15 protein-coding genes are annotated in these 24,504 nt (G+C 65.6%); 9 read left to right on the top strand and 6 right to left on the bottom strand.

Features of this window, described 5'->3' with window-relative positions; all coding sequences use genetic code 11:
* The first annotated feature begins 33 nt into the window (after positions 1-33).
* From pilQ to hemE, 7 genes are all read left to right on the top strand, one after another.
* Positions 34-2,154 carry a type IV pilus secretin PilQ gene (gene pilQ / locus ACYVD0_RS00310; RefSeq protein WP_460424916.1) on the top strand — a complete coding sequence of 707 codons (2,121 nt, stop codon included), beginning with the start codon at positions 34-36 and terminating at the stop codon, positions 2,152-2,154.
* A gap of 4 nt (positions 2,155-2,158) precedes the next feature.
* Positions 2,159-2,677: a shikimate kinase gene (gene aroK / locus ACYVD0_RS00305; protein ID WP_460424915.1), complete on the top strand. Its 519-nt coding sequence runs from the start codon at positions 2,159-2,161 to the stop codon at positions 2,675-2,677.
* A 51-nt stretch (positions 2,678-2,728) separates the two neighbouring features.
* Positions 2,729-3,832 carry a 3-dehydroquinate synthase gene (aroB, locus tag ACYVD0_RS00300; RefSeq protein ID WP_460424914.1) on the top strand — a complete coding sequence of 368 codons (1,104 nt, stop codon included), beginning with the start codon at positions 2,729-2,731 and terminating at the stop codon, positions 3,830-3,832.
* A 7-nt stretch (positions 3,833-3,839) separates the two neighbouring features.
* On the top strand, positions 3,840-5,468 hold the full coding sequence (locus tag ACYVD0_RS00295) for an SPOR domain-containing protein (RefSeq protein ID WP_460424913.1): 1,629 nt from the start codon (positions 3,840-3,842) through the stop codon (positions 5,466-5,468).
* Between the two features lie 197 nt (positions 5,469-5,665).
* On the top strand, positions 5,666-10,111 hold the full coding sequence (gene gltB, locus ACYVD0_RS00290; protein WP_460424912.1) for a glutamate synthase large subunit: 4,446 nt from the start codon (positions 5,666-5,668) through the stop codon (positions 10,109-10,111).
* A 108-nt stretch (positions 10,112-10,219) separates the two neighbouring features.
* Positions 10,220-11,641 (top strand): glutamate synthase subunit beta, encoded by a 1,422-nt coding sequence (locus ACYVD0_RS00285; protein ID WP_460424911.1) that lies wholly within the window; start codon positions 10,220-10,222, stop codon positions 11,639-11,641.
* Positions 11,642-11,751: 110 nt separating this feature from the next.
* Positions 11,752-12,819, top strand: coding sequence for a uroporphyrinogen decarboxylase (gene hemE / locus ACYVD0_RS00280; RefSeq protein WP_460424910.1), 1,068 nt, complete (start codon positions 11,752-11,754; stop codon positions 12,817-12,819).
* A gap of 61 nt (positions 12,820-12,880) precedes the next feature.
* Here the strand turns inward: hemE and ACYVD0_RS00275 are convergent, their stop codons facing one another.
* Positions 12,881-14,122 (bottom strand): MFS transporter, encoded by a 1,242-nt coding sequence (locus tag ACYVD0_RS00275; protein WP_460424909.1) that lies wholly within the window; start codon positions 14,120-14,122, stop codon positions 12,881-12,883.
* Positions 14,123-14,252: 130 nt separating this feature from the next.
* Between ACYVD0_RS00275 and ACYVD0_RS00270 the strand changes: the two genes are divergently transcribed.
* On the top strand, positions 14,253-15,179 hold the full coding sequence (locus tag ACYVD0_RS00270; RefSeq protein WP_460424908.1) for a LysR family transcriptional regulator: 927 nt from the start codon (positions 14,253-14,255) through the stop codon (positions 15,177-15,179).
* A gap of 69 nt (positions 15,180-15,248) precedes the next feature.
* The gene (locus ACYVD0_RS00265) at positions 15,249-16,019 is read left to right on the top strand and encodes a ParA family protein (protein WP_460424907.1); all 771 of its coding nucleotides are present in this window, start codon (positions 15,249-15,251) and stop codon (positions 16,017-16,019) included.
* Here the strand turns inward: ACYVD0_RS00265 and ACYVD0_RS00260 are convergent, their stop codons facing one another.
* From ACYVD0_RS00260 to mscK, 5 genes are all read right to left on the bottom strand, one after another.
* Positions 16,020-16,835: a universal stress protein gene (locus tag ACYVD0_RS00260; protein WP_460424906.1), complete on the bottom strand. Its 816-nt coding sequence runs from the start codon at positions 16,833-16,835 to the stop codon at positions 16,020-16,022.
* A 101-nt stretch (positions 16,836-16,936) separates the two neighbouring features.
* Complete coding sequence (gene trxC, locus ACYVD0_RS00255; protein ID WP_460424905.1) at positions 16,937-17,371, bottom strand: thioredoxin TrxC; 435 nt, start codon at positions 17,369-17,371, stop codon at positions 16,937-16,939.
* 91 nt (positions 17,372-17,462) lie between these two features.
* A complete protein-coding gene (locus ACYVD0_RS00250; RefSeq protein ID WP_460424904.1) occupies positions 17,463-19,253 on the bottom strand; it encodes an SLC13 family permease in 1,791 nt (596 codons plus the stop codon).
* A 202-nt stretch (positions 19,254-19,455) separates the two neighbouring features.
* Complete coding sequence (selO, locus tag ACYVD0_RS00245) at positions 19,456-20,919, bottom strand: protein adenylyltransferase SelO (RefSeq protein WP_460424903.1); 1,464 nt, start codon at positions 20,917-20,919, stop codon at positions 19,456-19,458.
* Positions 20,920-20,978: 59 nt separating this feature from the next.
* Complete coding sequence (gene mscK / locus ACYVD0_RS00240) at positions 20,979-24,335, bottom strand: MscS family mechanosensitive channel (RefSeq protein WP_460424902.1); 3,357 nt, start codon at positions 24,333-24,335, stop codon at positions 20,979-20,981.
* Between the last annotated feature and the right edge of the window lie 169 nt (positions 24,336-24,504).

Raw genomic sequence — 24,504 nt, 5'->3', positions numbered from 1 at the left:
AAAAACTCCCGGTCTGCATTACGGAACCAGTCAATGAACAGTACCCTTTCGCGTCTTGGTATTTCAGCCCTGGCTGCTCTGCTGTCGCCAGAATTGCTGGCGGCCGATCTCAAGGCTCTGGACGTGGCCGCCCTGCCTGGCGATCGGGTCGAACTCAAGTTGTCATTCGACGAGCCCGTACCGGCGCCGCGCGGCTATACCATCGAGCAGCCGGCCCGTATCGCCCTGGATCTGCCCGGCGTGGCCAACAAGCTGGGGACCAGGTATCGCGAACTGGGAGTCGGCAACGCCCGCAGTGTCACCCTGGTCGAGGCGAACGGCCGTACCCGGATGATCGTCAATCTGGCTGCTCTGTTGCCCTATACCACGCGAGCCGAGGGCAACAATCTGTATGTCGTGGTCGGTGAGGCGGCAGCCGCGTCCCAGCGGGCCCGCACTGCGTCACCGCCTGCCGCAGCGGCAGCTCCGGCCCTGCAGGTCAAGTCCTATGCGCCGGCGGGCAAGGCCATCCAGGGGATCGACTTCCAGCGCGGCGTACAGGGTGAGGGCAACGTCGTCATTGATCTGTCGAGTCCGGGCATGAACCCCGATATCCAGGAGCAGGGCGGCAAGATCCGTCTGGATTTCCCGGGGACGCAGTTGCCGGAGTCTCTGCGGGCGCGTCTGGACGTCAAGGATTTCGCCACGCCCGTGCAGTTCGTGAGTGCCTCGAGCCAGGGGGGCAGGGCCAGCATCCTCATCGAGCCGTTCGGCATGTACGACTATCTGGTCTATCAGGCCGACAACCGTCTGACCGTTAGCGTCAGGCCGCTGACCCAGGAAAATGTCGCCAAGCGCAATGCCGATCGTTTCGCCTATAGCGGCGAGAAGCTGTCGCTGAACTTCCAGGATATCGATGTCCGCTCGGTTCTGCAGTTGATCGCCGATTTCACCAACCTCAACCTGGTCGCCAGCGATACCGTGCAGGGCAATATCACTCTGCGCCTGCAGAATGTGCCCTGGGATCAGGCGCTCGACTTGGTGCTCAAGACCAAGGGGCTGGACAAACGCAAGGTCGGCAATGTCCTGCTGGTGGCGCCGGCCGACGAAATCGCGGCGCGTGAGCGTCAGGAGCTGGAGGCGCAACAGCAGCTCGCCGAGCTGGCGCCCCTGCGCCGCGAGCTGGTCCAGGTGAACTACGCCAAGGCAGCGGACATTGCCAAGCTGTTCCAGTCGGTCACCAGTGCCGAGGAAATTGGAGATCAGCGCGGTTCCATTACTGTCGACGAGCGGACCAATAACATCATCGCCTATCAGACCCAGGAGCGTCTGGACGAGCTGCGGCGGATCGTCGCCCAACTGGACATTCCAGTGCGCCAGGTAATGATCGAAGCGCGCATCGTCGAGGCCCGCGTCGATTATGACAAGAGCCTTGGGGTGCGCTGGGGTGGAAGCTTCGTGAACGATCAGTGGAGCCTTTATGGCAAGGATGGAGCACGATCTTTTGACGATGATGGGTTTTTGCATCTGCCGGGTACCGACCAGGTCGGTAACTTCAAGTTGGAGGATGGCGTGGCACCCGTCCCATTCGTCGACATGGGGGTCGCGAACAGTACCTCGGGTATCGGCATCGGCTTCATTTCCGACCATATGATTCTTGACCTTCAGCTTTCGGCCATGGAGAAGACTGGCAATGGCGAGGTCATCTCCCAACCCAAGGTCCTTACCTCGGACAAGGAGACGGCGAAGATTCTGACCGGCGAGGAGATCCCCTACCAGGAGGCCAGCTCCAGCGGTGCGACCAGTACTTCCTTCAAGGAGGCGGCGCTGTCGCTGGAGGTGACGCCGCAGATCACCCCCGATAACCGCATCATCATGGAGGTGAAGGTGACCAAGGATCAGGCGGACTTCTCCAAGGCGATAGGCGGAGTGCCACCGATCAACAAGAACGAGGTCAATGCCAAAGTGCTGATCGGCGACGGCGAGACCATCGTGATCGGTGGGGTCTTCTCCAATGTCCAAGCCAAATCCGTGGACAAGGTGCCCTTCCTCGGCGATCTGCCGTTCATCGGGCGCCTGTTCCGCCGCGACGTGGTCGCCGACAGCAAATCCGAGCTGCTTGTTTTCCTGACTCCGCGTATCCTTAACAATCAGGCTATTGCTGTGAGTCGTTGAGTCAGTGCGAAATGTGATCCTCGTGGGCCCGATGGGCTCGGGCAAGAGCACCATCGGGCGTTTGCTTGCCAAAGAATTGCGGTTAACGTTCAAGGATTCCGACAAGGAAATCGAACTGCGTACCGGTGCCGATATTCCCTGGATTTTCGATGTGGAGGGGGAGGCGGGGTTTCGCGAGCGCGAACAGGCGATGATCGGGGAGCTTTGCGCCGATGACGGCATCGTACTTGCCACGGGTGGTGGTGCCGTGCTACGGCCCGAGAACCGCGTAGCCTTGCGCTCGGGAGGCCGGATCGTCTACCTGTATGCCTCGGTTGCCCAGCAGTTGGAACGCACTTCCCGCGATCGCAATCGTCCGCTACTGCGTGCCGTCGATCCGGGAAGGGTACTGAGCGATCTGATGCTTGTCCGGGACCCCTTGTACCGGGAGGTTGCCGATCTGGTGGTGGAAACCGACGAGCGCCCGCCGCGCATGGTCGTGGAAGAAATTCTCGATCGTCTGCACGCGCGGCCTCTTCGATAAAGCCGGATGCAACTGCGCTATCCTAGCATCCTTTCCAATCCGGGGGCTTTCATGCAGACGTTACAGGTTGATCTCGGCGAGCGCAGTTATCCCATTTATATCGGGGCCGACCTGCTGGGCAGGGCAGAATGCCTCGTTCCGCACTTGGCCGGTCGCCAGGTGGCGGTGGTCACCAACGAGACCGTCGCTCCGCTCTATCTGGACAAGCTGGCTCGGACGCTGTCTGGCTGTGAACTGACTCCCATTGTGCTGCCGGATGGCGAAGCCTTCAAACATTGGGAAACCCTGCAGAAGATTTTCGACAGTCTGCTCGAGGCGCGACATGACCGGCGTACCACCCTCATTGCCCTGGGGGGCGGCGTGGTCGGCGACATGGCCGGGTTTGCCGCCGCCTGTTATCAGCGCGGGGTCGACTTCATCCAGGTTCCGACTACGTTGCTCTCCCAAGTGGACTCCTCGGTAGGCGGCAAGACCGGGATCAATCATCCACTGGGCAAGAACATGATCGGCGCCTTTTATCAGCCGAAGGCAGTGGTGATCGACACCTCCACCCTGGGCACCCTGCCAGTGCGGGAGCTGTCCGCCGGTCTGGCCGAGGTGATCAAGTACGGCCTGATCTGCGACGAGCTCTTTCTGAGCTGGCTGGAGGCGCACATGGAGGTGCTTCGCGAGCTGGATGCGGCGGCCTTGACCGAGGCCATCGCCCGCTCCTGCGCGGCCAAGGCGCAGGTGGTCGGTGCCGACGAGCGCGAGTCGGGGGTTCGTGCCACCCTGAATCTGGGGCACACCTTCGGTCACGCCATTGAAACCCACATGGGTTACGGTTCCTGGCTGCATGGGGAGGCCGTGGCCGTGGGTACTGTCATGGCCTTGGAGATGTCCCGGCGCCTGGGTTGGCTCGATGAGGCCGGGCGCGATCGCGGCATCCGCCTGCTGCAGCGGGCGGGGCTGCCCGTGGTGCCGCCGGCGGAAATGAGCGCGAACGATTTCCTCAGGCACATGGCTGTCGACAAGAAGGTACTGGGCGGCCGACTGCGGCTGGTACTGCTCAGGCGCCTGGGTGAGGCGGTGGTGACCGGAGATTTCCCGCGTGAGGCCTTGCAGGCCACCCTGGATACCGACTACCGGATGCTGATGGAACAGATCAGTCACTGAGAAAGCCATGACCAGTTTGCATGCAGATGAAGCTCTCCTGACCTACTACCAACTCAGTCACGACCCCTTCGCGCCGCGGACGCCGGGCTTCAAATTCTTCCCGGCTCAGCGCAAGCAGGTGCTCGGTCAGTTGCATCACCTTGCCCGCTACAGTCGACTGCTGTTGGTGGTCAGCGGGCCGCTAGGCAGTGGCAAGACGCTCCTGCGGCAGGCATTGGTGGCCAGCAGCAACAAGCAGACGGTGCTGTGCGTCGTGGTTTCCGCGCGGGCCTCGGCGCAGGTCGACGGTTTGCTGCGACAGATCGCCCTTGGGTTTGGTCTGGAGCGTGCGGACGAGCAATCGATCCTGGAGCAGGTGGAGCAACTGGCTGCCACGGGTCAGGAGGTCTACCTCCTGGTGGACGATGCGGAATTGCTGGAGGCGGCCGCCCTCGATGCACTGCTGGCCTTGGCGGCGGGAACGACCATGGGGCGGCCGCACGTGTTCCTGTTTGGCGAGCCGGGGCTGGTGACGCGCCTGCAGTCTCTGGCCGACGGCGAGGAGCGCTTCCATGTGCTGCGCCTGAATCCCTATGCGCTGAAGGACACGCACGAATACCTGGCACAGCGTCTGGAGGGGGCGGGAGGTGACGTCGGGCTGTTCAGTGACGAGCAGGTCGAGGCGATTCATCGCGACTCTGGCGGCTGGCCGGGGGAAATCAACCGGCTCGCCCGTGAATTACTGTACGAAGAGATGATGCAGTCCGGGTATGAAGAGGACGGCGAAGATGCGCCGGGTCTGGTCCTGCCGAAGAAGCATCTGCTGGCCTTGGCCGTGGTCGCCCTGACGGTGGCCACGGCCTGGTTCATGCGCGGCGAGTCGGAAGGCGAGGCGCCGATTGTCGCGCTGCAGCCACACTCGGAAGAGCCGAACATCCTGGCCGTCGAGCCGGCTGGCACTGCGTCCTCGCGGTCCGTGGCAGGCGAGGCCCAGCCGGTGCTGCGCGAGCCCCTGGCCCTGGCGGTGGGAGAGGCAGATGCCGAGGATATCGGGATCGCCGGCTCGGTCGCGGTGCAGGCTGCCACCTCCAGCGCTGCGCTTGCGCCGGTCGTACAGGCGCCGGTCGAGCCGCCTAAGCCTGAGGCCAGGGCGCCTGCGGCTGTGCGGCCTGCTCCGGCTCCCCAGCCCAGGCCTGCCTCGCAGTCGCAGGCCGCCGTGAAGCCGGCAGCGATGCCTGCGCCGCAAGTGACTGCGAGGCCCGCGTCAACTCCGGCGACGGCAGTCCCCGGCCCGCAGGCGGTTGCGAAACCGGCGCTGGCGGCAGTGGCTCCCGCTCCTCGGCCGGCTGCCACTCAGGCTGGCGCGCCGGCGGGCGGCGACTGGTATCGCGCTCAGGCCGCCTCGCGCTATGCCCTGCAGGTACTCGGTACGCGCTCGGAGAGCAGTGCACAGTCCTTCGTGCGTGCCCAGGGAGCGGGCTACCGTTACTTCCGGAAGCTGCACCAGGGGCAGCCGCTGTTTGTGGTCACCTACGGCAGTTTTGCCAGTCGCGCCGAGGCGCAGGCGGCGATCAAGAGCCTGCCGGCGTCGGTGCAGGCGGGCAAGCCCTGGCCGCGTACCTTCGCCAGCATTCAGCAGGAGGCCAGGGTGCGTTGATATCGCTCTAACACGACAGGTTCGATTTATCTTTCAAGAACGCGACACCCTGCTACGAGAAAACGACTCGGGCGTTTGTGGTGTATGGGCTGGTGTGCAACAATAGCCGCCCTTTTTGTCTGCGCGATGCCGAGAGCAATCCCGGTGGCGTAGCCAAGCACGTTTGAAAGCAAAGAATCTGCCCGGTGAGAGTGTCTATGAAAGCAGGTCTGTACCATCCTGAAGAATTCAAGGATAACTGCGGCTTCGGTCTGATTGCCCACATGCAAGGTGAGGCAAGTCATCACCTGCTGCAAACCGCCATTGAAGCGCTGACCTGCATGACCCACCGCGGCGGCATCAACGCAGACGGCAAGACCGGAGACGGTTGCGGCCTGCTGATGCAAAAGCCGGACGCCTTCCTGCGCGCCAAGGCGCAGGAGTACTTCGGCGCCGAGCTGCCCGGGCAGTACGCAGTCGGCATGATCTTCCTCAGCCAGGATGCCGGCAAGGCCGATATGGCCCGGGCCCGGCTAGGCGACGAGATCGCCGCGCAGGGGCTGAGCCTGGTGGGCTGGCGCCAAGTGCCGGTGGATACTTCGGTGCTCGGCCGCCTGGCCCTGGAGCGCCTGCCGCGCATCGAACAGGTGTTCGTCTCGGGCGAGGGGCTGAGCGAGCAGGAATTCGCCATCAAGCTGTTCTTCGCCCGCCGCCGTGCCGAAGTGGCGCTCGCTGCCGACGAGGGCTTCTACGTCTGCAGCCTGTCGCACAAGGACATCGTCTACAAGGGCCTGATGATGCCCGCCGACCTGGCGCGCTTCTATCCGGATCTGGGCGATGAGCGCCTGGCCACCGCGATCTGCGTGTTCCACCAGCGCTTCTCCACCAACACCCTGCCGAAATGGCCGCTGGCCCAGCCGTTCCGCTTCCTCGCCCACAACGGCGAGATCAACACCATCACCGGCAACCGCAATTGGGCTCAGGCACGCCGGCTGAAATTCGCCAACGAGCTGCTGCCCGATCTGGAAAGCCTGAAACCGCTGATCAACCGTACCGGCTCCGACTCCTCGAGCATGGATAACATGCTCGAGCTGCTGGTCACCGGCGGCATGGACCTGTTTCGCGGCTTGCGCATGATCATCCCGCCGGCCTGGCAGAACGTCGAGACCATGGACGCTGATCTGCGCGCCTTCTACGAATACAACTCCATGCACATGGAGCCCTGGGACGGCCCGGCCGGCGTGGTGCTGACAGACGGCCGCTACGCGGTCTGCCTGCTTGACCGCAATGGCCTGCGCCCGGCGCGCTGGGTGACCACCAAGAACGGCTACATCACCCTGGCCTCGGAAATCGGCGTATGGAACTACGCGCCGGAGGACGTTATCGCCAAGGGGCGGGTCGGTCCGGGGCAGATTCTCGCCGTGGACACCGAAACCGGCGAGATCTTGCATACCAATGACATTGATAACCGCCTGAAATCGCGCCACCCGTACAAGAAGTGGTTGCGCCAGAATGCCCTGCGCATCCAGGCCAATCTGGACGAGAGCGAGGGCACCTCGGCCTACGACACCGAGCAGCTCAAGCAGTACATGAAGATGTTCCAGGTCACCTTCGAGGAGCGTGACCAGGTGCTGCGTCCGCTCGCCGAGCAGGGCCAGGAGGCGGTCGGTTCGATGGGCGATGACACCCCCATGGCGGTGCTGTCCAAGCGCGTGCGCTCGACCTATGATTACTTCCGCCAGCAGTTCGCCCAGGTCACCAACCCGCCGATCGACCCGCTGCGCGAAGCCATCGTCATGTCCCTGGAGACCTGCTTGGGGGCCGAGCGCAACGTCTTCGAGGAAACCGCCGAGCACGCCAACCGGGCGATTCTGACCACGCCGGTGATCTCCCCGGCCAAGTGGCGCAGCATCATGACGCTTGAGCGGCCAGGCTTCGAGCGGCATTTCATCGACCTCAACTACGATGAGGCGCTGGGGCTCGAAGCCTCCGTGCGCAACATCGCCGACCAGGCCGAGGAGGCGGTGCGCGGCGGCAAGGTGCTGCTGGTGCTCTCCGACCGCCATATCGCCCCCGGCAAGCTGCCGGCGCACGCTTCCCTGGCCGTTGGTGCGGTGCACCACCGCTTGGTGGAGAAGGGCCTGCGCTGCGACTGCAACATCCTGGTGGAAACCGCCACCGCCCGTGATCCGCACCATTTCGCCGTGCTGCTGGGCTTCGGCGCTACCGCGATTTACCCGTTCCTTGCCTATGAGGTGCTGGCCGACCTGATCCGTACCGGCGAACTGCTGGGCGATGTGGACGACGTGTTCAAGTATTACCGCAAGGGTATCTCCAAGGGCCTGCTGAAGATCCTCTCGAAGATGGGTATCTCCACCGTGGCCTCCTACCGCGGTGCCCAGCTGTTCGAGGCGGTCGGCTTGGCCGACGAGGTAGTCGGGTTGAGCTTTTGCGGCGTCGCCTCGCGGATCAAGGGCGCGCGTTTCGTCGATCTCGAAGCCGAGCAGAAGCTGCTGGCCGCCGAGGCCTGGAGCAAGCGCAAGGCGATCCAGCAGGGCGGCCTGCTCAAGTTTGTCTACGGCAGCGAGTACCACGCCTACAACCCGGACGTGGTGAGCACCCTGCAGGCCGCTGTGCAGCAGAGCGACTACGCCAGGTTCAAGGAGTACAGCGCGCTGGTCGACCAGCGCCCGGTGTCGATGCTGCGCGATCTGCTGAAGGTCAAGGAAGCCGCCCAGCCGCTGGCGCTGGACGAGGTCGAGCCGCTGGAGGCGATCCTCAAGCGTTTTGACTCCGCCGGCATCTCCCTCGGCGCCTTGTCGCCGGAAGCCCACGAGGCGCTGGCCGAGGCGATGAACCGCCTGGGCGCGCGCTCCAATTCCGGCGAGGGCGGCGAGGATCCGGCGCGCTACGGCACCGTCAGGAGCTCGAAGATCAAGCAGGTGGCCACTGGCCGTTTCGGCGTGACCCCGGAGTACCTGGTCAACGCTGAAGTGCTGCAGATCAAGGTGGCCCAGGGCGCCAAGCCCGGCGAGGGTGGCCAACTGCCGGGCGGCAAGGTCAACGGCCTGATCGCCCGCCTGCGCTACGCAGTGCCTGGCGTGACCCTGATCTCGCCGCCGCCGCACCACGACATCTATTCCATCGAGGACCTGGCGCAGCTGATTTACGACCTCAAGCAGGTCAACCCGCAGGCCCTGGTCTCGGTGAAATTGGTGGCCGAGCCGGGCGTCGGCACCATTGCCGCCGGCGTGGCCAAGGCCTATGCTGACTTGATCACCATCTCCGGCCATGACGGCGGCACCGGCGCCTCGCCCTTGACCTCCATCCGCTACGCCGGCAGCCCCTGGGAGCTGGGGCTGGCCGAGGCGCACCAGACCCTGCGCGGCAACGACCTGCGCGGCAAGGTGCGGGTGCAGACCGACGGCGGCCTGAAGACTGGTCTCGACGTGATCAAGGCGGCCATCCTGGGCGCCGAGAGCTTCGGCTTCGGCACCGCGCCGATGATCGCCCTGGGCTGCAAGTACTTGCGCATCTGCCACCTGAACAACTGCGCCACCGGCGTGGCTACCCAGAACGACAAGCTGCGCAAGGACCATTTCATCGGCACCGTGGACATGGTGGTGAACTTCTTCACCTATGTCGCCCTGGAAACCCGCGAGTGGCTGGCCCGCCTCGGTGTACGCGGCCTCGGCGAGCTGATCGGCCGTACCGACCTGCTCGAAGTGCTGCCGGGTGAGACCGCCAAGCAGGCCCACCTGGACCTGAGCCCGCTGCTCGGCAGCGATCATATCCCGGTCGACAAGCCGCAGTTCTGCGAGGTGGAGAAGAACCCGCCGTTCGACCCGGGCCTGCTGGCCGAGAGGATGGTCGAGCTGGCCCTGCCAGCGATCAAGGCCAAGAGCGGCGGCGAGTTCGAGCTGGACATCTGCAACTGCGACCGCTCCATCGGTGCCCGGGTCTCCGGCGAGATCGCCAAGGCCCACGGCAACCAGGGCATGGTCGCTGTGCCCATCACCTTCCGCTTCAAGGGGACCGCCGGGCAGAGCTTCGGCGTGTGGAACGCCGGCGGCCTGAACCTCTATCTGGAGGGCGATGCCAACGACTACGTGGGCAAGGGCATGACCGGCGGCAAGCTGGTGGTCACTCCGCCCAAGGGGAGTGCCTTCAAGAGCCAGGAGTCGGCGATCCTGGGCAACACCTGCCTGTATGGCGCTACTGGCGGCAAGCTGTTCGCCGCCGGCACCGCCGGCGAGCGCTTCGCGGTGCGCAACTCCGGCGCGCATGCCGTGGTGGAAGGCACTGGCGACCACTGCTGCGAATACATGACCGGTGGCTTCGTCTGCGTGCTGGGCAGGACCGGCTATAACTTCGGTTCCGGCATGACCGGCGGCTTCGCTTATGTGCTCGACCTGGACAACGACTTCGTCGACAGGATGAACCATGAGCTGGTGGAAATGCAGCGCATCAGCGGGGAGTCCATGGAGGCCCATCGCAGCCATCTGCAGCAAGTGCTGGCCGAGTACGTGGCCGAGGTAGACAGCCAGTGGGGGGCTCACCTGCTGGAGAACCTGGACGACTACCTGCGCATGTTCTGGCTGGTCAAGCCGAAGGCGGCAAGTCTGAAGTCACTGCTTTCCAGCACCCGCGCCAATCCGCAATAAGCAGCTTCGGCCGCAGCCTCGTGCAGGGCGCGCGAGGCTTGCAGGCTCATCCTGATGTGTCTTGCAGCTGCAGCTCGAGGCTCGCCGCTGCTGTATAGAGGTTTTGAAATGACTGAACGTCTGAACAACGATTTCCAGTTCATCGAAGTCGGGCGCAAGGATCCGAAGAAGAAGTTGCTGCGTCAGCGCAAGAGGGAATTCGTCGAGATCTACGACCCGCTCAAGCCGCAACAGGCTTCCGAGCAGGCGCACCGCTGCCTCGGCTGCGGCAACCCCTATTGTGAGTGGAAGTGCCCGGTGCACAACTTCATCCCGAACTGGCTGAAGCTCGTTTCGGAGGGCAACATCCTCGCCGCCGCCGAACTGTCGCACCAGACCAACACCCTGCCGGAGGTCTGCGGCCGGGTCTGCCCGCAGGACCGCCTCTGCGAAGGTGCCTGCACCCTGAACGACGGCTTCGGTGCGGTGACCATCGGCTCGGTGGAGAAGTACATCACCGACACCGCCTTCGCCATGGGCTGGCGTCCCGATATGTCCAAGGTCACCCCGACCGGCAGGCGCGTCGCAGTGATCGGCGCCGGTCCGGCTGGCCTCGGCTGCGCCGACGTGCTGGTGCGCAACGGTGTGACCCCGGTGGTATTCGACCGCAATCCGGAAATCGGCGGCCTGCTGACTTTCGGCATCCCCGAGTTCAAGCTGGAAAAGACCGTGCTGAGCCGGCGCCGCGAGGTGTTCAGCGGCATGGGCATCGAGTTCCGCCTGAACACCGAGGTGGGCAGGGACGTGACCATGCAGCAACTGCTCGACGAGTTCGACGCAGTGTTCATGGGCATGGGCACCTACACCTACATGAAGGGCGGTTTCTCCGGCGAGGACCTGCCGGGCGTCCATGATGCGCTGGACTTCCTGATCGCCAGCGTCAACCGCAACCTGGGCTTCGAGAAGTCCCCGGAAGACTTCATCGACATGAAGGGCAAGAAGGTGGTGGTGCTGGGGGGCGGCGACACCGCCATGGATTGCAACCGCACCTCGATCCGCCAGGGTGCCAAGAACGTCACCTGTGCCTACCGTCGCGACGAAGAGAACATGCCGGGTTCCCGCCGCGAGGTGAAGAACGCCAAGGAAGAGGGCGTGAAGTTCCTCTACAACCGTCAGCCAATCGCCATCGTCGGCGAGGACCGGGTGGAAGGCGTCAAGGTGGTCGAGACCCGTCTCGGTGAGCCGGATGCCCGCGGTCGCCGCAGCCCCGAGCCGATCCCCGGTTCCGAGGAGATCCTCCCGGCCGACGCAGTGGTGATCGCCTTCGGCTTCCGCCCGAGCCCGGCGCCTTGGTTCGAGGAGCTGCAGATCAAGACCGACAGCCAGGGCCGGGTGATCGCGCCGATGCATGACAACAAGTTCAAGCACCAGACCAGCAACCCGAAGGTCTTCGCCGGCGGGGACATGGTGCGCGGTTCCGACCTGGTGGTGACGGCGATCTACGAAGGCCGCCAGGCGGCCGAGGGCATCCTCGACTACCTGGATCTCTGAAGCCCTGCGGCAAGCCGCAGGCGTCAGGCAGCAAGAAGGCACGGCACCCACCGTGCCTTTTGCGTTGGGCTTTGCGAAAATGCCCGGCACCCTCTTGCCGGAACCTTGCCATGACTGTCCTGAAGAACGACCGCTTCCTCCGCGCCCTGCTCAAGCAACCCGTCGACGTCACCCCGGTGTGGATGATGCGTCAGGCCGGCCGCTACCTGCCGGAGTACCGGGCGACCCGGGCCAAGGCGGGTGACTTCATGAGTCTGTGCATGAATCCCGCGCTGGCCTGCGAGGTGACCCTGCAGCCGCTGGATCGCTATCCGCAGCTGGATGCGGCGATTCTCTTCTCCGACATCCTCACTATCCCCGACGCCATGGGCCAGGGCCTGTACTTCGAGAGCGGCGAGGGGCCGCGCTTTCGCAAGGAGGTTTCCAGCCTGGCGGACATCGAGGCCCTGCCGGTGCCCGATCCCGAGCAGGACCTGGGCTACGTGATGGAGGCAGTGCGCACCATTCGCTGCGAGCTGAACGGCCGTGTGCCGCTGATCGGCTTCTCCGGCAGCCCCTGGACCCTGGCCACCTACATGGTCGAGGGCGGTTCCAGCAAGGACTTCCGCAAGTCCAAGGCGATGCTCTACGACAATCCCCAAGCCATGCATGCCCTGCTCGACAAGCTGGCCCGGGCGGTCACCGCCTACCTCAACGGGCAGATTCGCGCCGGCGCTCAAGCCGTGCAAATCTTCGACTCCTGGGGCGGAAGCCTGTCGTCGGCGGCCTATCTGGAGTTCTCCCTGGCCTACATGAGGCGGATCGTCGACGGCCTGATCCGCGAGCACGAAGGCCGGCGCGTACCGGTGATCCTCTTCACCAAGGGCGGTGGCCTGTGGCTGGAAGCCATGGCCGAGAGCGGCGCCGAGGCGCTGGGCCTGGACTGGACCTGCGACATCGGCAGCGCCCGTGCCCGCGTCGGCGACAAGGTCGCCCTGCAGGGCAATATGGACCCGAGCGTGCTGTATGCCAATCCTGCGGCGATCCGCGCCGAGGTAGGGCGCATTCTCGCCAGCTACGGCGAGGGTTCGGGGCATGTGTTCAATCTCGGTCACGGCATCACCCCCGAGGTCGATCCGGCCCATGCCGGCGCCTTCTTCGAGGCGGTGCATGAGCTGTCGGCGCAATATCACCGCTGAATGCTCCAGCCGATACAAGCAAAAGCCCGATCGGTCGATCGGGCTTTTGCTTTTCTGGGGATCAGGCGACCGGCTGCTTCGGCGGCAGGCGCGACAGGTGCAGGGCCACTCCCAGGGCGAGGCTGAGCAGGGCGGCGATGAACAGGCCGACACCGGTCCAGCCACCGTGCTGCCAGAAGAAGCCGCCCGCCGTGCCGGCCACGCTGGAGCCGGCGTAGTAGCTGAACAGGTACAGCGACGAGGCCTGGCCGCGGGCCTGCAGGGCGCGGCGGCCGACCCAACTGCTGGCCAGCGAGTGGGCGGCGAAGAAGCCGAAGGCGAACAGCAGCATGCCCGTCAGGATCAGCCCCAGCGCGCTGAACAGGGTCAGCAGCAGGCCGGTCAGCATCAGCAGGATTGCCGGCCAGAATACTCGGTGGCGGCCCAGGCGGTCGGCCAGCGCACCGGCCTGGGTCGAGCTGTAGGTGCCCGACAGATAGACCACCGAGAGCAGGCCGACCAGGCTCATGCTCAGGTCGTAGGGCGACTCGAGCAGGCGGTAGCCGATGTAGTTGAACAGGGTGACGAAGCCGCCCATCAACAGAAAGGCTTCGAGGAACAGCCAGGGCAGACCGCGGTCGGTCAGGTGCAGGCGCAGCCCGCCGGCCAGGTTGGCGAAGCTCAATGGCATCGCACGGAAGTGCCGCGAGTCCGGCAGCAGGCGCCAGAACACCAGCGCTGCGAACAGTGCCAGGCCGCCGAGGACGGCCATCACCGCCTGCCAGGAGAGGAAGTCCACCAGCACGCCGCTGACCAGTCGGCCGCTCATGCCGCCCAGGGCGTTGCCAGAGATGTACAGACCCATGGCCAGGCCCAGGTGCTGCGGATGGACTTCCTCGCTGAGGTAGGACATTGCCACCGCCACCAGGCCGCTCAAGGACAGCCCGACCAGCGTGCGCATCAAGAGCAGGTTGTGCCAGCTCGGCATCAACGGTGTGAGCAGGGTGAACAGGGCGGCACTGCATAGCGCCACGACCATCACCGGTTTGCGGCCGATGGCGTCTGACAACGGGCCGGTGAGCAGCAGGCCGACGGCCAGGGTCATGGTCGAGATCGACAGCGCCAGGCTGCTCTGCGCCGCGCTCAGGGCGAAGGCGGCGGAGAACACTGGCAGCATCGGTTGCACGCAGTAGAGCAGGGCGAAGGTGGCGAAGCCTCCGGCGAATAACGCCCAATTGGTGCGGCGGAATTGCGCCGTGCCCTTTTCGGTCAGGCGGGCGGCTTCGGCGTTGGCTTGCACAGGATGGGCGGCAAGGGTGTTCATCTCGACCTCAGTGCTGGTGATTGCCGGTCGGCTGTCGGCTGGATGTTGACCAGCATAGGGGAGGCAATATTCTTGGTTCCAATATATTATTCGACTGATCTGATATGTATTGCGAATCAAAGGGGGCGCTGTGGAACTCCGTCATCTGCGCTATTTCATCGCCGTCGCCGAGGAGTTGCACTTCGGGCGCGCCGCCGAGCAGTTGGGCATTTCCCAGCCGCCCTTGAGCCAGCAGATCCAGGCGCTGGAGGAGGAACTCGGCGTGCGCCTGCTCGAACGCACCAACCGCCGGGTGGCGCTTAGCGAGGTTGGCCGGCTGTTCCTGCCCGAGGCGCGCCAGGTGCTGGCCCAGCTGGAACAGGCGATCGCCGTGGCCCGGCGTGCCCAGCGCGGCGAACTGGGCGAGCTGAAGGTCGGCTTCACCTCCTCGGCGCCCTTCACCTCGACCATTCCCCGGGCGATCCGGGCCTTCCGCCAGGCGTGCCCGGAGGTACATCTGGATCTGCGCGAACTGAGCAGCCGCGACGTCGCCGAGGCAGTCCACGAGGGCCGGCTGCAGGTCGGTGTGCTGCGCCCCCTGGCCCCCTTGCCGGAGGAGCTGGTGGCGCTGGAACTGTTCGCCGAGCCGCTGGTGGTGGTCCTGCCGGTCGGCCATACGCTGGCCGGCGGTCGCGAGGATGGGGTGCGCCTGGCCGAGCTGGGCGAAGAGCCCTTCGTGTTCTTCCCGCGTACCATCGGCACCGGGCTCTACGACCAGCTGCTCGATCTGGCGCGGGCCGTCGGCTTCACCCCGCGCATCGTCCAGGAGGCCAGTGAGGCCATGACCCTGATCGGCCTGGTCGCCACCGGCCTCGGCGTCACCGTGCTGCCGGCCTCGTTCAGCCGCATGCGCATCGACGGGGTGATCTGCCGCACCCTGCTCGATCCCGGCGCCAGTACCGCGGTGTGGCTGGTGCGCCGGCGGGACGAGGGCTCGCCGCTGGTGCGGCGTTTCGTCGAGCTACTCGAGCGGGAGGCGCGCGAGGCGCAGCCGCTATGGGACACCGCCAAGGGATAGGCGTAAGGCCGTGCAGAAATGAGGTTAAATGCGGGATCTTCAGCGAGCGGGGCGGAAGGAGGTAGCGGCATGCGGCGCGTGGTGTTCAATCAGAAGGGCGGCGTAGGCAAGTCAAGTATCGCCTGCAACCTGGCGGCGGTGAGCGCGGCGCAGGGCTATCGCACCCTGCTGGTCGATCTCGACAGCCAGGCCAACTCCACCCATTACCTCAGCGGCCTCTGCGGCGAAGCCATTCCGCTGGGCATCGCCGACTTCTTCAAACAGGTCCTCGCCGGCAGCGTGGGCAAGCGGCCGAAGGTCAAGGTGATCGAAACGCCCTTCGCCAACCTCGAACTGGTCACGGCCTCGGCCGAACTTGCCGACCTGCAGCCCAAGCTGGAGGCCAAGCACAAGATCACCCGTTTGCGCAAACTGCTCGACGAGCTGGCCGAGGATTACGAACGGATCTATCTCGATACCCCGCCTGCGCTGAATTTCTTCACGGTTTCCGCGCTGATCGCCGCCAATCGCGTGCTGATTCCCTTTGACTGTGACAGCTTCTCACGCCAGGCGCTGTACTCCCTGCTCGCCGAGATCGCCGAGCTGCGCGAGGACCACAACGAGGACCTGGAGGTCGAGGGCATCGTGGTCAACCAGTTTCTGCCGCACGCGGCGCTGCCGCAGCGGATGCTCGACGAGCTGATCGCCGAGGAACTGCCGGTTCTGCCGGTGTACCTTGGCAGTTCGGTGAAAATGCGCGAGTCGCACCAGGTCTGCACGCCGCTGATCCACCTCGACCCACGGCACAAGCTGAGCCGACAGTTTGTTGCGCTGCACGACCTGCTGGAAGCGGCCGGCTGATCAGCGCATCACCAGCAGGTCGCAGGGTGGGTTGTCCAGATAGTCGCGGGTCAGGCTGCCAAGCAGCCGCTCGCTCAGCGCGTCGCGGCTGTGCCCGCCGAGGGCGAGCAGCTGCGGACGCTGGCTGGCGAGCGCCGCCTCCAGGCAGTCATGGCGCTCGCCGCTCTGGAAGCTGTGGCTGAATTGCACGGCGCGCGGTGGCAGGGCGGTGAATTCGGCGTCAATGAAGCGCTCGAAGAGGGACTGCTGGAAGGCGCGCTCGTCCGGGTTGTCCCCAGCGTGGATGGCGGCGACCTCCTGTACGTGCAGGGCCTGCAGCTGCGCGCCGAGCGGCAGCAGCTGCCAGGCTGCGCGCAGGGCGCGGCTGGCGCAGGGGGAGAAGTCGATGGCGGCAAGGGCGCGCCCATAGGGGGCGACGGGCGGACCGACCGCTACCAGCACGGGAATCGGGCTGGCCTCGAGGATGCGCTCCTGGACGCTGCCGGCGAAGTCCTGCCTCGGGTGCCGATGGTGGCTGCCGAGCACCAGCAGGTCGCAGTTGCCGAGGCTGATGTACTGCAGGATGAGTTCGGCGGGATGGGGCCCCACCTCCAGGCGCAGTTGCACATCCAGTGCCGGCTGGCCCTGCAGATGGTTGGCCAGGGTCTGTTCCTCGGCGCTGCGCAGCCTGGCCAGCAGTGCCGGAGAGGGCTGGCTGGAGGCCACGTGCAGCAGCGTCAGGCGTGCCTGCTGCTGCACGGCTAGCTGGATGGCGCGGCGCAGGGCGATATCGGCTTCCGGGCTGAGATCGTGGGCGATCAGAATGTGCTTGGCCATGGCGCTTCCTCCTGAGGGGCCCTCAGTCTGGCGACAAGTTCGGGGCGGGGCCTTGACCTGCGACAAGCCCGCCACAGCCGCAGTTTCATGGCGACGACGCTTCAGACACCCTGCTGGCGCAGCCAGGCGAGCAGTTGCGGCAGCGGCAGGGCGCCACTCTGGCGGGCGGCTTCGCGGCCCTCTCTGAACAGGATCAGACTGGGAATCGAGCGGATGCCCAGCTGTCCGGCCAGCTGCGGCTCGGCCTCGCTGTCCAGCTTGGCCAGGCGCGCCCGGCCGGCCAGCTCCCTCGCGGCCTGGTCGAAGACCGGGGCGAAGGCCTTGCAGGGGCCGCACCAGGCGGCCCAGACGTCCAGGAGCAACGGCAGATCGCCTTTGAGCTGGGCGGCGAAGCCGGCGGCGTCGACGGCGAAGGGCTTGCCGGGCAGCACGGGGCTCTTGCAGCGCCCGCACCGTGGCGCTTCGCCCAGGCGTGCGGCGGGGATGCGGTTGAGGCTGTGGCAGTGCGGGCAGGGAAGGATCAGCGGGTCGGCCATGTCCGGCTCCAGCTGGGGGAATGTCCCTAATCTGGAGCCGGGGCGGCGGATATCAAGCGGCCGCCCGGAAAAAGCCGGTCGCGCGCTCCCATTACAGCGGCTGCAGCGGCCAGACCAGCGGCAGCACCAAGGTCGCGACCAGCCACAGCAGGATGTTGAGCGGAATGCCGACCTTCAGGAAGTCCTTGAAGCGGTAGCCGCCGGCATTGTAGACGAAGGTGTTGGTCTGGTAGCCGATCGGCGTGGCGAAGCTGGCGCTGGCGGCGAACATCACTGCGGCGACGAAGGCGCGTGGATCGACGCCCAGATGCTGGGCCATGCCGATGGCGATGGGAGTGACCAGCACCGCCACCGCGTTGTTCGACAGCATCTCGGTGAAGATCGAGGTGAACAGGTAGATGAACGACAGCATCAGCAGCGGGCCGGCCCCGGGCAGCAGGTTCATCACGTTCTCGACGATCAGCCGGACCAGGCCGACCTTGTCCATGGCGACGCTCACCGCCAGCATGCCGAAGATCAGGCTGAGGATCTTCCAGTCCACCGCCTTGTAGGCGTCCTCGACGTCCAGGCAGCGGGTGGCCAGCACGCTGACCGCGCCGACGATCGCCAAACCCTCGATGGGCATCACGCCGAAGGCGGCCAGCAGCATCACCGCGGCGGTGGCAAGGATGGCGATGGGCGCCTTGTCGCGGCGATAGGCGCGTTCCTGCACGGCGTTGAGGCTGATCAGCTCGCCGTTGTCGGCGAAGCGCTTGATCTGCGCCGGGGTACCCTCTACCAGCATCACGTCGCCGAACTGCAGCTGGAAGTCGTCCAGGTTGCCCTGCACGTTCTCGTCCTGGCGATGCACGGCGAGCACGGCGATGCCATAGCGCGCGGTGAGGTCGAGGTCGCGCATGGGGCGGTGGCTGTAGCGCGAATTGCGCCCGACGATGGCCTCGGCGAGGATCACGTCGTGGCTGCTGACGGTCTCGAAGGCGTCGCCGCGGTTGAAGGTCAGGTGGCCGCTCTCGCGCAGGTCGACCACGTCCCTGACCTGGCCGTGCAGCACCAGCAGGTCGCCGGCCTGGAGGACGAAGTCGTGAGCCGGGCGACCGATCTGCTGCTCGTCGCGGCACACCTGCAGCACCTGCAGACCGCTGCCGCCGTTGAGGTTGGCCTCGCTGATGGTCTTGCCGATCACCGGCGAATCGTGCGGCACCAGCAGTTCGCTCATGAAGGTGCGGTCGAGGTTGGGGCGCAGCTGGCGCGACAGGCTCTCGCGCTCCGGCAGCAGGCGCTTGCCGATGGTCAGCAGGTAGAGCATGCCGGCGGTGGCGAGGGCCAGGCCGGCGGCGGTGATCTCGAACATGCCGAAGGGCGGCAGGCCGAGCTTGCGTGCCACGCCGTCGACCAGGATGTTGGTCGAGGTGCCGATCATGGTCAGGGTGCCGCCGAGGATGGTGGCGTAGGACAGCGGAATCAGCAGCTTCGACGGCATGGTGCCGGCGCGCTTGGCCAGGGCGATGGCCACTGGGGTGAGGATGGCTACCACCGGCGTGTTGTTGAGGAAGGCGGAAATTGCCAGGGCGGTGATGGTCAGCCCGGCCAGCACCCGCGTCGGGCTGGTGCCGACCAGCTCGCCCAGCCAGTTGCCGAGGGCGTCGATGCAGCCGGTGCGCTCCAGCGCGGCGGAAATCATGAACATGCAGGCGATGGTCACCGGCGCCGAGTTGGACAGCACGCCGAGCACTTCCGCAGGCTCCAGCAGACCGCTCACCAGCAGCGCGGCCACGGCCATGGCGGCGACCACGTCCGGGCTCCATTTTTCCCGGACGAAGGCATAGAGCACCCAGAGCAACAGGGCGGCGACGAACCAGAGCGAAAGCGAGTCCGGAAGCATGGGTAACCTTGGGGGCGCGAATCTCGTGAGAGGTATCGGGCGCACGCTGGGGTGGGTAGCCCGTCGGCGGGGAACTTAGAGCGCTTTGCTTAGACAGTCAAAGATTGTTTGAGAAGGTTTATATGTCATTTTTGACTAAGTGGCCCGGCAGACAGCGGAAGGCCCGTGGCAGGCCCCCAGAATGGGGGGCTTGTTGCCGGCTTCACGACGAACAGCTGATCTCCAGGTGCTTGCCCCATTCCGGCGGGCGCTCGGCGTAGCGTTGCATGCCCGGCTGTTCGTCGAAGGGGCGGGAGAGCACGGCGTGGAGTTCGCGGACCGGGCCGTAGTCGCCCCGTTCCGCCGCTTCGATGGCCTGCTGGGCCAAGTAGTTGCGCAGGATGTATTGCGGGTTGACCGCGTGCATGCGCGTGCGCCGCGCGGCCTCGTCCGGCTCGCCTTCGCGGGCCAGGCGCGCCAGGTGATCTTCGGCCCAGGCGTCGAACTCGGCCAGGTCGACGAAATCCTCGCGCAGGCGGCGCAGGGCCGTTGGTGCCGGACTGTCGCCCAACTCGCGGAAGAAGCGGCTGTAGTCCACCGCGCTGCCCTGCATCAGCTGCAGCAGGCGCTGCACCCGCTCACGGTCGTCCGCTTCCGCCGTGGTGAAGCCGAGGCGGCGGCGCATCAGTTCCAGCCAGGCGCTGCGAAACAGCGGCAGGAAACGCTTGAGGCTGTCCAGCAGGGCATCCTTGTCGACGAACGGCGTCAGTGCCTGGCCCAGCGCGGAGAGGTTCCAGTGGGCGATGGGCACCTGGTTGTCGAAGGCGTAGCGGCCGGTGTCGTCGGAGTGGTTGCAGACGAAGCCCGGGTCGAAGTCGTCGAGGAAGGCATAGGGACCGAAGTCGAAGGTGATGCCGAGGATCGACATGTTGTCGGTGTTCATCACCCCGTGGCAGAAGCCGTAGGCCTGCCAGCGGGCAAGCAGCGATGCGGTGCGCTCTAGCACCCGGTCGAAGAAGGCGCAGTAGGGTTCGGGCTGGGCGAGGCAGTCGGCGAAGTGTTCGCCGATGACGTAGTCCAGCAGCTGGCGCAGGGCCTCGTGCTGGCGGCTGTAGTAGAAGAACTCGAAATGACCGAAGCGCACGTGGCTGGGGGCCAGGCGCAGCAGTGTGGCGGCGCGCTCCTCGGTTTCCCGCCAGACCGGAGTGTCCGAGGCGGCCACGCAGAGCGCTCGCGAGCTGGGGATGCCGAGGGCGTGCAGGTGCTCGCTGGCGAGAAATTCGCGGATCGACGAGCGCAGTACGGCGCGGCCGTCGCCCATCCGCGAGTAAGGGGTCTTGCCGGCGCCCTTCAGATGCAGGTCCCAGCGCTCGCCGGCGGCGTTGATCACCTCGCCGAGCAGCAGGCCGCGACCGTCGCCGAGCTGGGGGTTGTAGAAGCCGAACTGGTGACCGGAATAGACCATGGCGCGCGGTTCGGCACCGGGCCAGGGTTGCTGTCCGGAGCAGAGCGCGACGAGCTGCGGATCGTCGGCCGCGGCCGGATCGAGATCGAGCAGCGCCAGCGCCGCGGGACTCACCACCACCAGCTGCGGCGACGCGATGGGAAGCGGCGTCACCGCGGTGGAGAAGGTATCGCCGAGGCGGGCGAAGCGGTTGTCGAAGGTGAGCTCGCTCAGGCGTTTCACGATGTTCTTCCGGATCTACCTGGAGGAGCCCACCTTAACACGCCCGTCCGCCGCCGGGCTCAGGCCTGGCCGCCGGCTATCGGCGGGGCGTTGTTCGGCTTGAGTGCCGTGGCGCCGAGGGCGGCCTTGAGTTCGTCGCTTTTGAGCAGCTGCTCCTGGCCCTTGGCGTTCTTGACGAACACGTCGACCTGGCGAAAGGCAATGTCGATGTGGTGCTCGCGGAACAACCCGTCGATGCGCCGGTTGATCTCGTCGGTGGCGCGGCCGCGGTCGGCCAGTTCGCGCACGTGGATGATCAGGTCGTGATCCAGGGTACTCTCGCCGAAGCTCTGGAACAGCACCAGTGGCGCGGGCTCGCGCAGTACCCGCGGGTTCTCGTTGGCGGCCTGGTAGAGCAGGTCGCGGACCAGATCCAGGTTCGAGCCGTAGCCGACACCGATCTTGAGCACCAAGCGGGTGACGGTGTCGGCCAGGGTCCAGTTGATCAGCTGGCTGGTGATGAAGGTCTTGTTCGGCACCACCACCACCTTGCGGTCGAAGTCGATGATGTGGGTGGCGCGGATGCGGATGCGGCTCACCGAGCCGCTGACCCCGCCGACCGTCACCATGTCGCCGATACGCACCGGACGCTCGAAGAGAATGATCAGACCGGAGATGAAGTTGGCGATGATCTCCTGCATGCCGAAGCCGATCCCCACCGAGAGTGCAGCGACCAGCCATTGCAGCTTGTCCCAGCTGACCCCGAGGATGGACAGCGCGGTGACCAGGCCGAAGCCGTAGATGGCGTAGGAGAGCAGGGTGGTGGTGGCGTAGGAGCTGCCCTGGGCCAGTTGCAGGCGCGAGAGGATCAGCATTTCCAGCAGACCCGGCAGGTTGCGCGCCAGGAGTACGGTGACGGTGCTGATCAGCAGGGCGGCGAGCACGTCGCGCAGGCTGATCGGCACCAGGTTGGCGGTGGCGCCGGTGCCGCTGGTAAATTCATAGAGGGCGATGTTGTCCAGGTAGTCGATCACCGAGAGCAGATCGGCCCAGACCCAGTACAGGGCGGTCAGCAGCACGCCGAACAGGGCCAGGCGGATCAGCCGCAGCGATTGCTGGTTGACCTGTTCGATGTCGAGTACCGGCTCTTCTGTCGTCTCGCCGCTCTCGCCGCCTTCCGCCGCAGCGCTCTGGCGCTTGGCCAGGGCGCGCTGGTAGGCCAGGCGGCGTGCCGCAACCGACAGGCCACGTACCACTGTGGCCTCGATCAGTGCCCAGAACAGCAGCACGTAGAGTGTCTGGACCAGGCGATCGCTGAGTCTCAGGGCGGTGTAGTAGTAGCCGAGCACCAGGCCGAGGATCAGGCCGATCGGCAGCAGGGTGAACAGCAGGCCGATCATCAGGTTGACGGGCGAGGCGTTCTGACTGGCGGGGCCGCGCAGCAGGAGCTTGCCCAGCAGCCAGGCCATCAGCGCATAGCCGGAGAGCAGCACGAGGATGCCGAGCACGTCGTTGTCCAGGGCGCCCGGCTGGTTGCGGGCGAAGCCGACCACCCCGACCAGGGCCAGTACCACCATGGTGAGGCTGCGCATCTGCTTGTGCAGAAATGTGACCTGCGGCCGTGCCCAGCCGAAGTGCAGTTCGGCCACGCCGCTGGGGGCGAGAATCTTGTAGGTGCTGTAGAGCACCAGCCAGGCCAGTGCCATGTCGTTCAGCGCGGCGCCCAGATAGGGGTTCTGGCCGCGTGCATCCATCTGCAGGGTGTAGCCGCCGAGGGCGAGGAACAGGGTGCCGGGCAAGGCCAGCAGCAGGTTGAAGAGCAGTGCCTGGGGCGTGTGCCGCTGACTGTCGCGGCGATAGTGGCCGATGTCCGCGTGCAGCGCATCGAGCTTCCGGGTGATGGCGCCACGCTGCCAGACCAGCACGCCGATCAGCAGCAGCAGGGGCAGGAAAATCAGCGATCGCTGCACCAGTCCGGCGCTCAGATCCTTGAGCAGGGACGTCCAGGAAGTGCTGGCGATCTGCTCCTGGAGGCGCTGCGGCGCGGTCTTCAGCCAGGCCAGGTCGAGCGGCTTGTTGCTGGGAATCCAGAACAGCTGCTCCTCCAGGGTGGCCTCCACCTTTTTCGCGGTATCGAGCAGCTGCTTCTGGTTCAGCTGCAGGGTGATCTCTTCGTTGAGCAGGGCGTTGAGCTCGCGGTCGAGGCGCTCGATCAGGTCGCTGCGGCTGTTCACCAGCTCCAGCAGGCCGCTGCGTAGTTGCGGATCGACGTCTTCCTTCTTGACCCCCTGCTTGGCCAGCAGGCGGTCGACGTAGGCCTCGGGGGAGCTGATCTCGCTGCGCTTCTGGCCCAGCTCGAACTGGTAGAGACGGATGTCGCCGATTTCGTCGGCGAGGCGGCCGTTGATCTGCACCTGCGGCAGGGCGAGCTTCTGCTGGAAGAGGATCCTGGTCAGCAGCAAGCTGCCGCGCAAGACCTCGATCTGCTCCTCCAGGGCTTGCTCACTCTGGCTGAGGCTGTTCAGGTTTTGTTTGGTTTCCAGGTTCTCCCGGGTCCGTTCGTTGAGACGGTCGGTGTAGTGCAGCAGTTCGTCGGAAAGCTTCAGGTTGATTGCGGTTTCCTTGGCCAGCAGGCTGTCGGAGCCGGCCGCGCTGGCATTGCGGGAGAGCTCGGCGAAGGTTTCCTCGGACAGCGCCATGCGCTTTTCGTTGACCAGCGCCTGCAGGGCAGCGATTTCCTTGGCCAGGCGCTGGATGCGTTCCTGCAGCAGATCGCGCTGGCTGGCGCCAAGCTCCAGGAGCTGGCTGTTGCCGGCCAGCTCCTGGCGACGCAGCGCGGTCTTGGCTTCCAGTGCGGCCAGTTCGGCTTTCAGCAGGTTGCGGCCCTCCACGGCAAGAGGCTTGCCGTCCTGCTTGCCGCTCTTGAGGATGGCGTTGATCTCAAGGGCGCGTGCCTGGTTCGCGGCGATTTCCGTCTGCGCCCGCTCTGGGCGGGTCTGCGAGCTGACCCACAGGGTGTTGGCGTCGTTCAGAGCCTGTTGCCATTCGGTCAGTTGGCTGTTGCGGGTGGTCAGTTGGTCCATCAGCCGCGGCAGCGGGGTATTGCCGTTCGGCGGGGCCGCGGGTTTCTGCGCGGCTTCCTTGAGGCTGCCCAGTTCGCGCTGGGCGGTCTTGGTCTGCTGCGGCGCGGTGGCCAACTGGCGCTTGAGCTCGTTCATCGCCTGCTCGCTCTTCTGGAGACGGTCGAGCTGGACGAGGGTCTGCTCAAGCAACTGCTTGACGGCCGCCTGTTCGGCCTCCGGCAGCTTGCGTTCGGCCAGGCCTTCCAGGCTGGCCTGCACGGCCTGGCGGGTGGGCGGCTCGGCGGCCTGGAGGCCGGGAATATGGAGGCAAAGCGCGAGAAGAAGAACGCTGAACAGGGAACGCGAAACAGTCATGGCGTCTGGGTCTTTCGGCTGAAAAAGACGGAAGTGTAGCAAACGAAACTTTTTCCGCACGCCCGTCCGACGAGTTCGCCTCAGAGGTTGTGAAAAATTCAAGCGGCTGCTGCGCCCCCCTTCAAAACAGCCGCTAAAACGTTGCGCTACGTGAAAAGTAAGACCATTT

The organism is Azotobacter armeniacus, from assembly GCF_054779355.1.
Note: the sequence above shows the minus strand (reverse complement) of the source record. Positions and strands in the feature narration are given on the sequence as shown.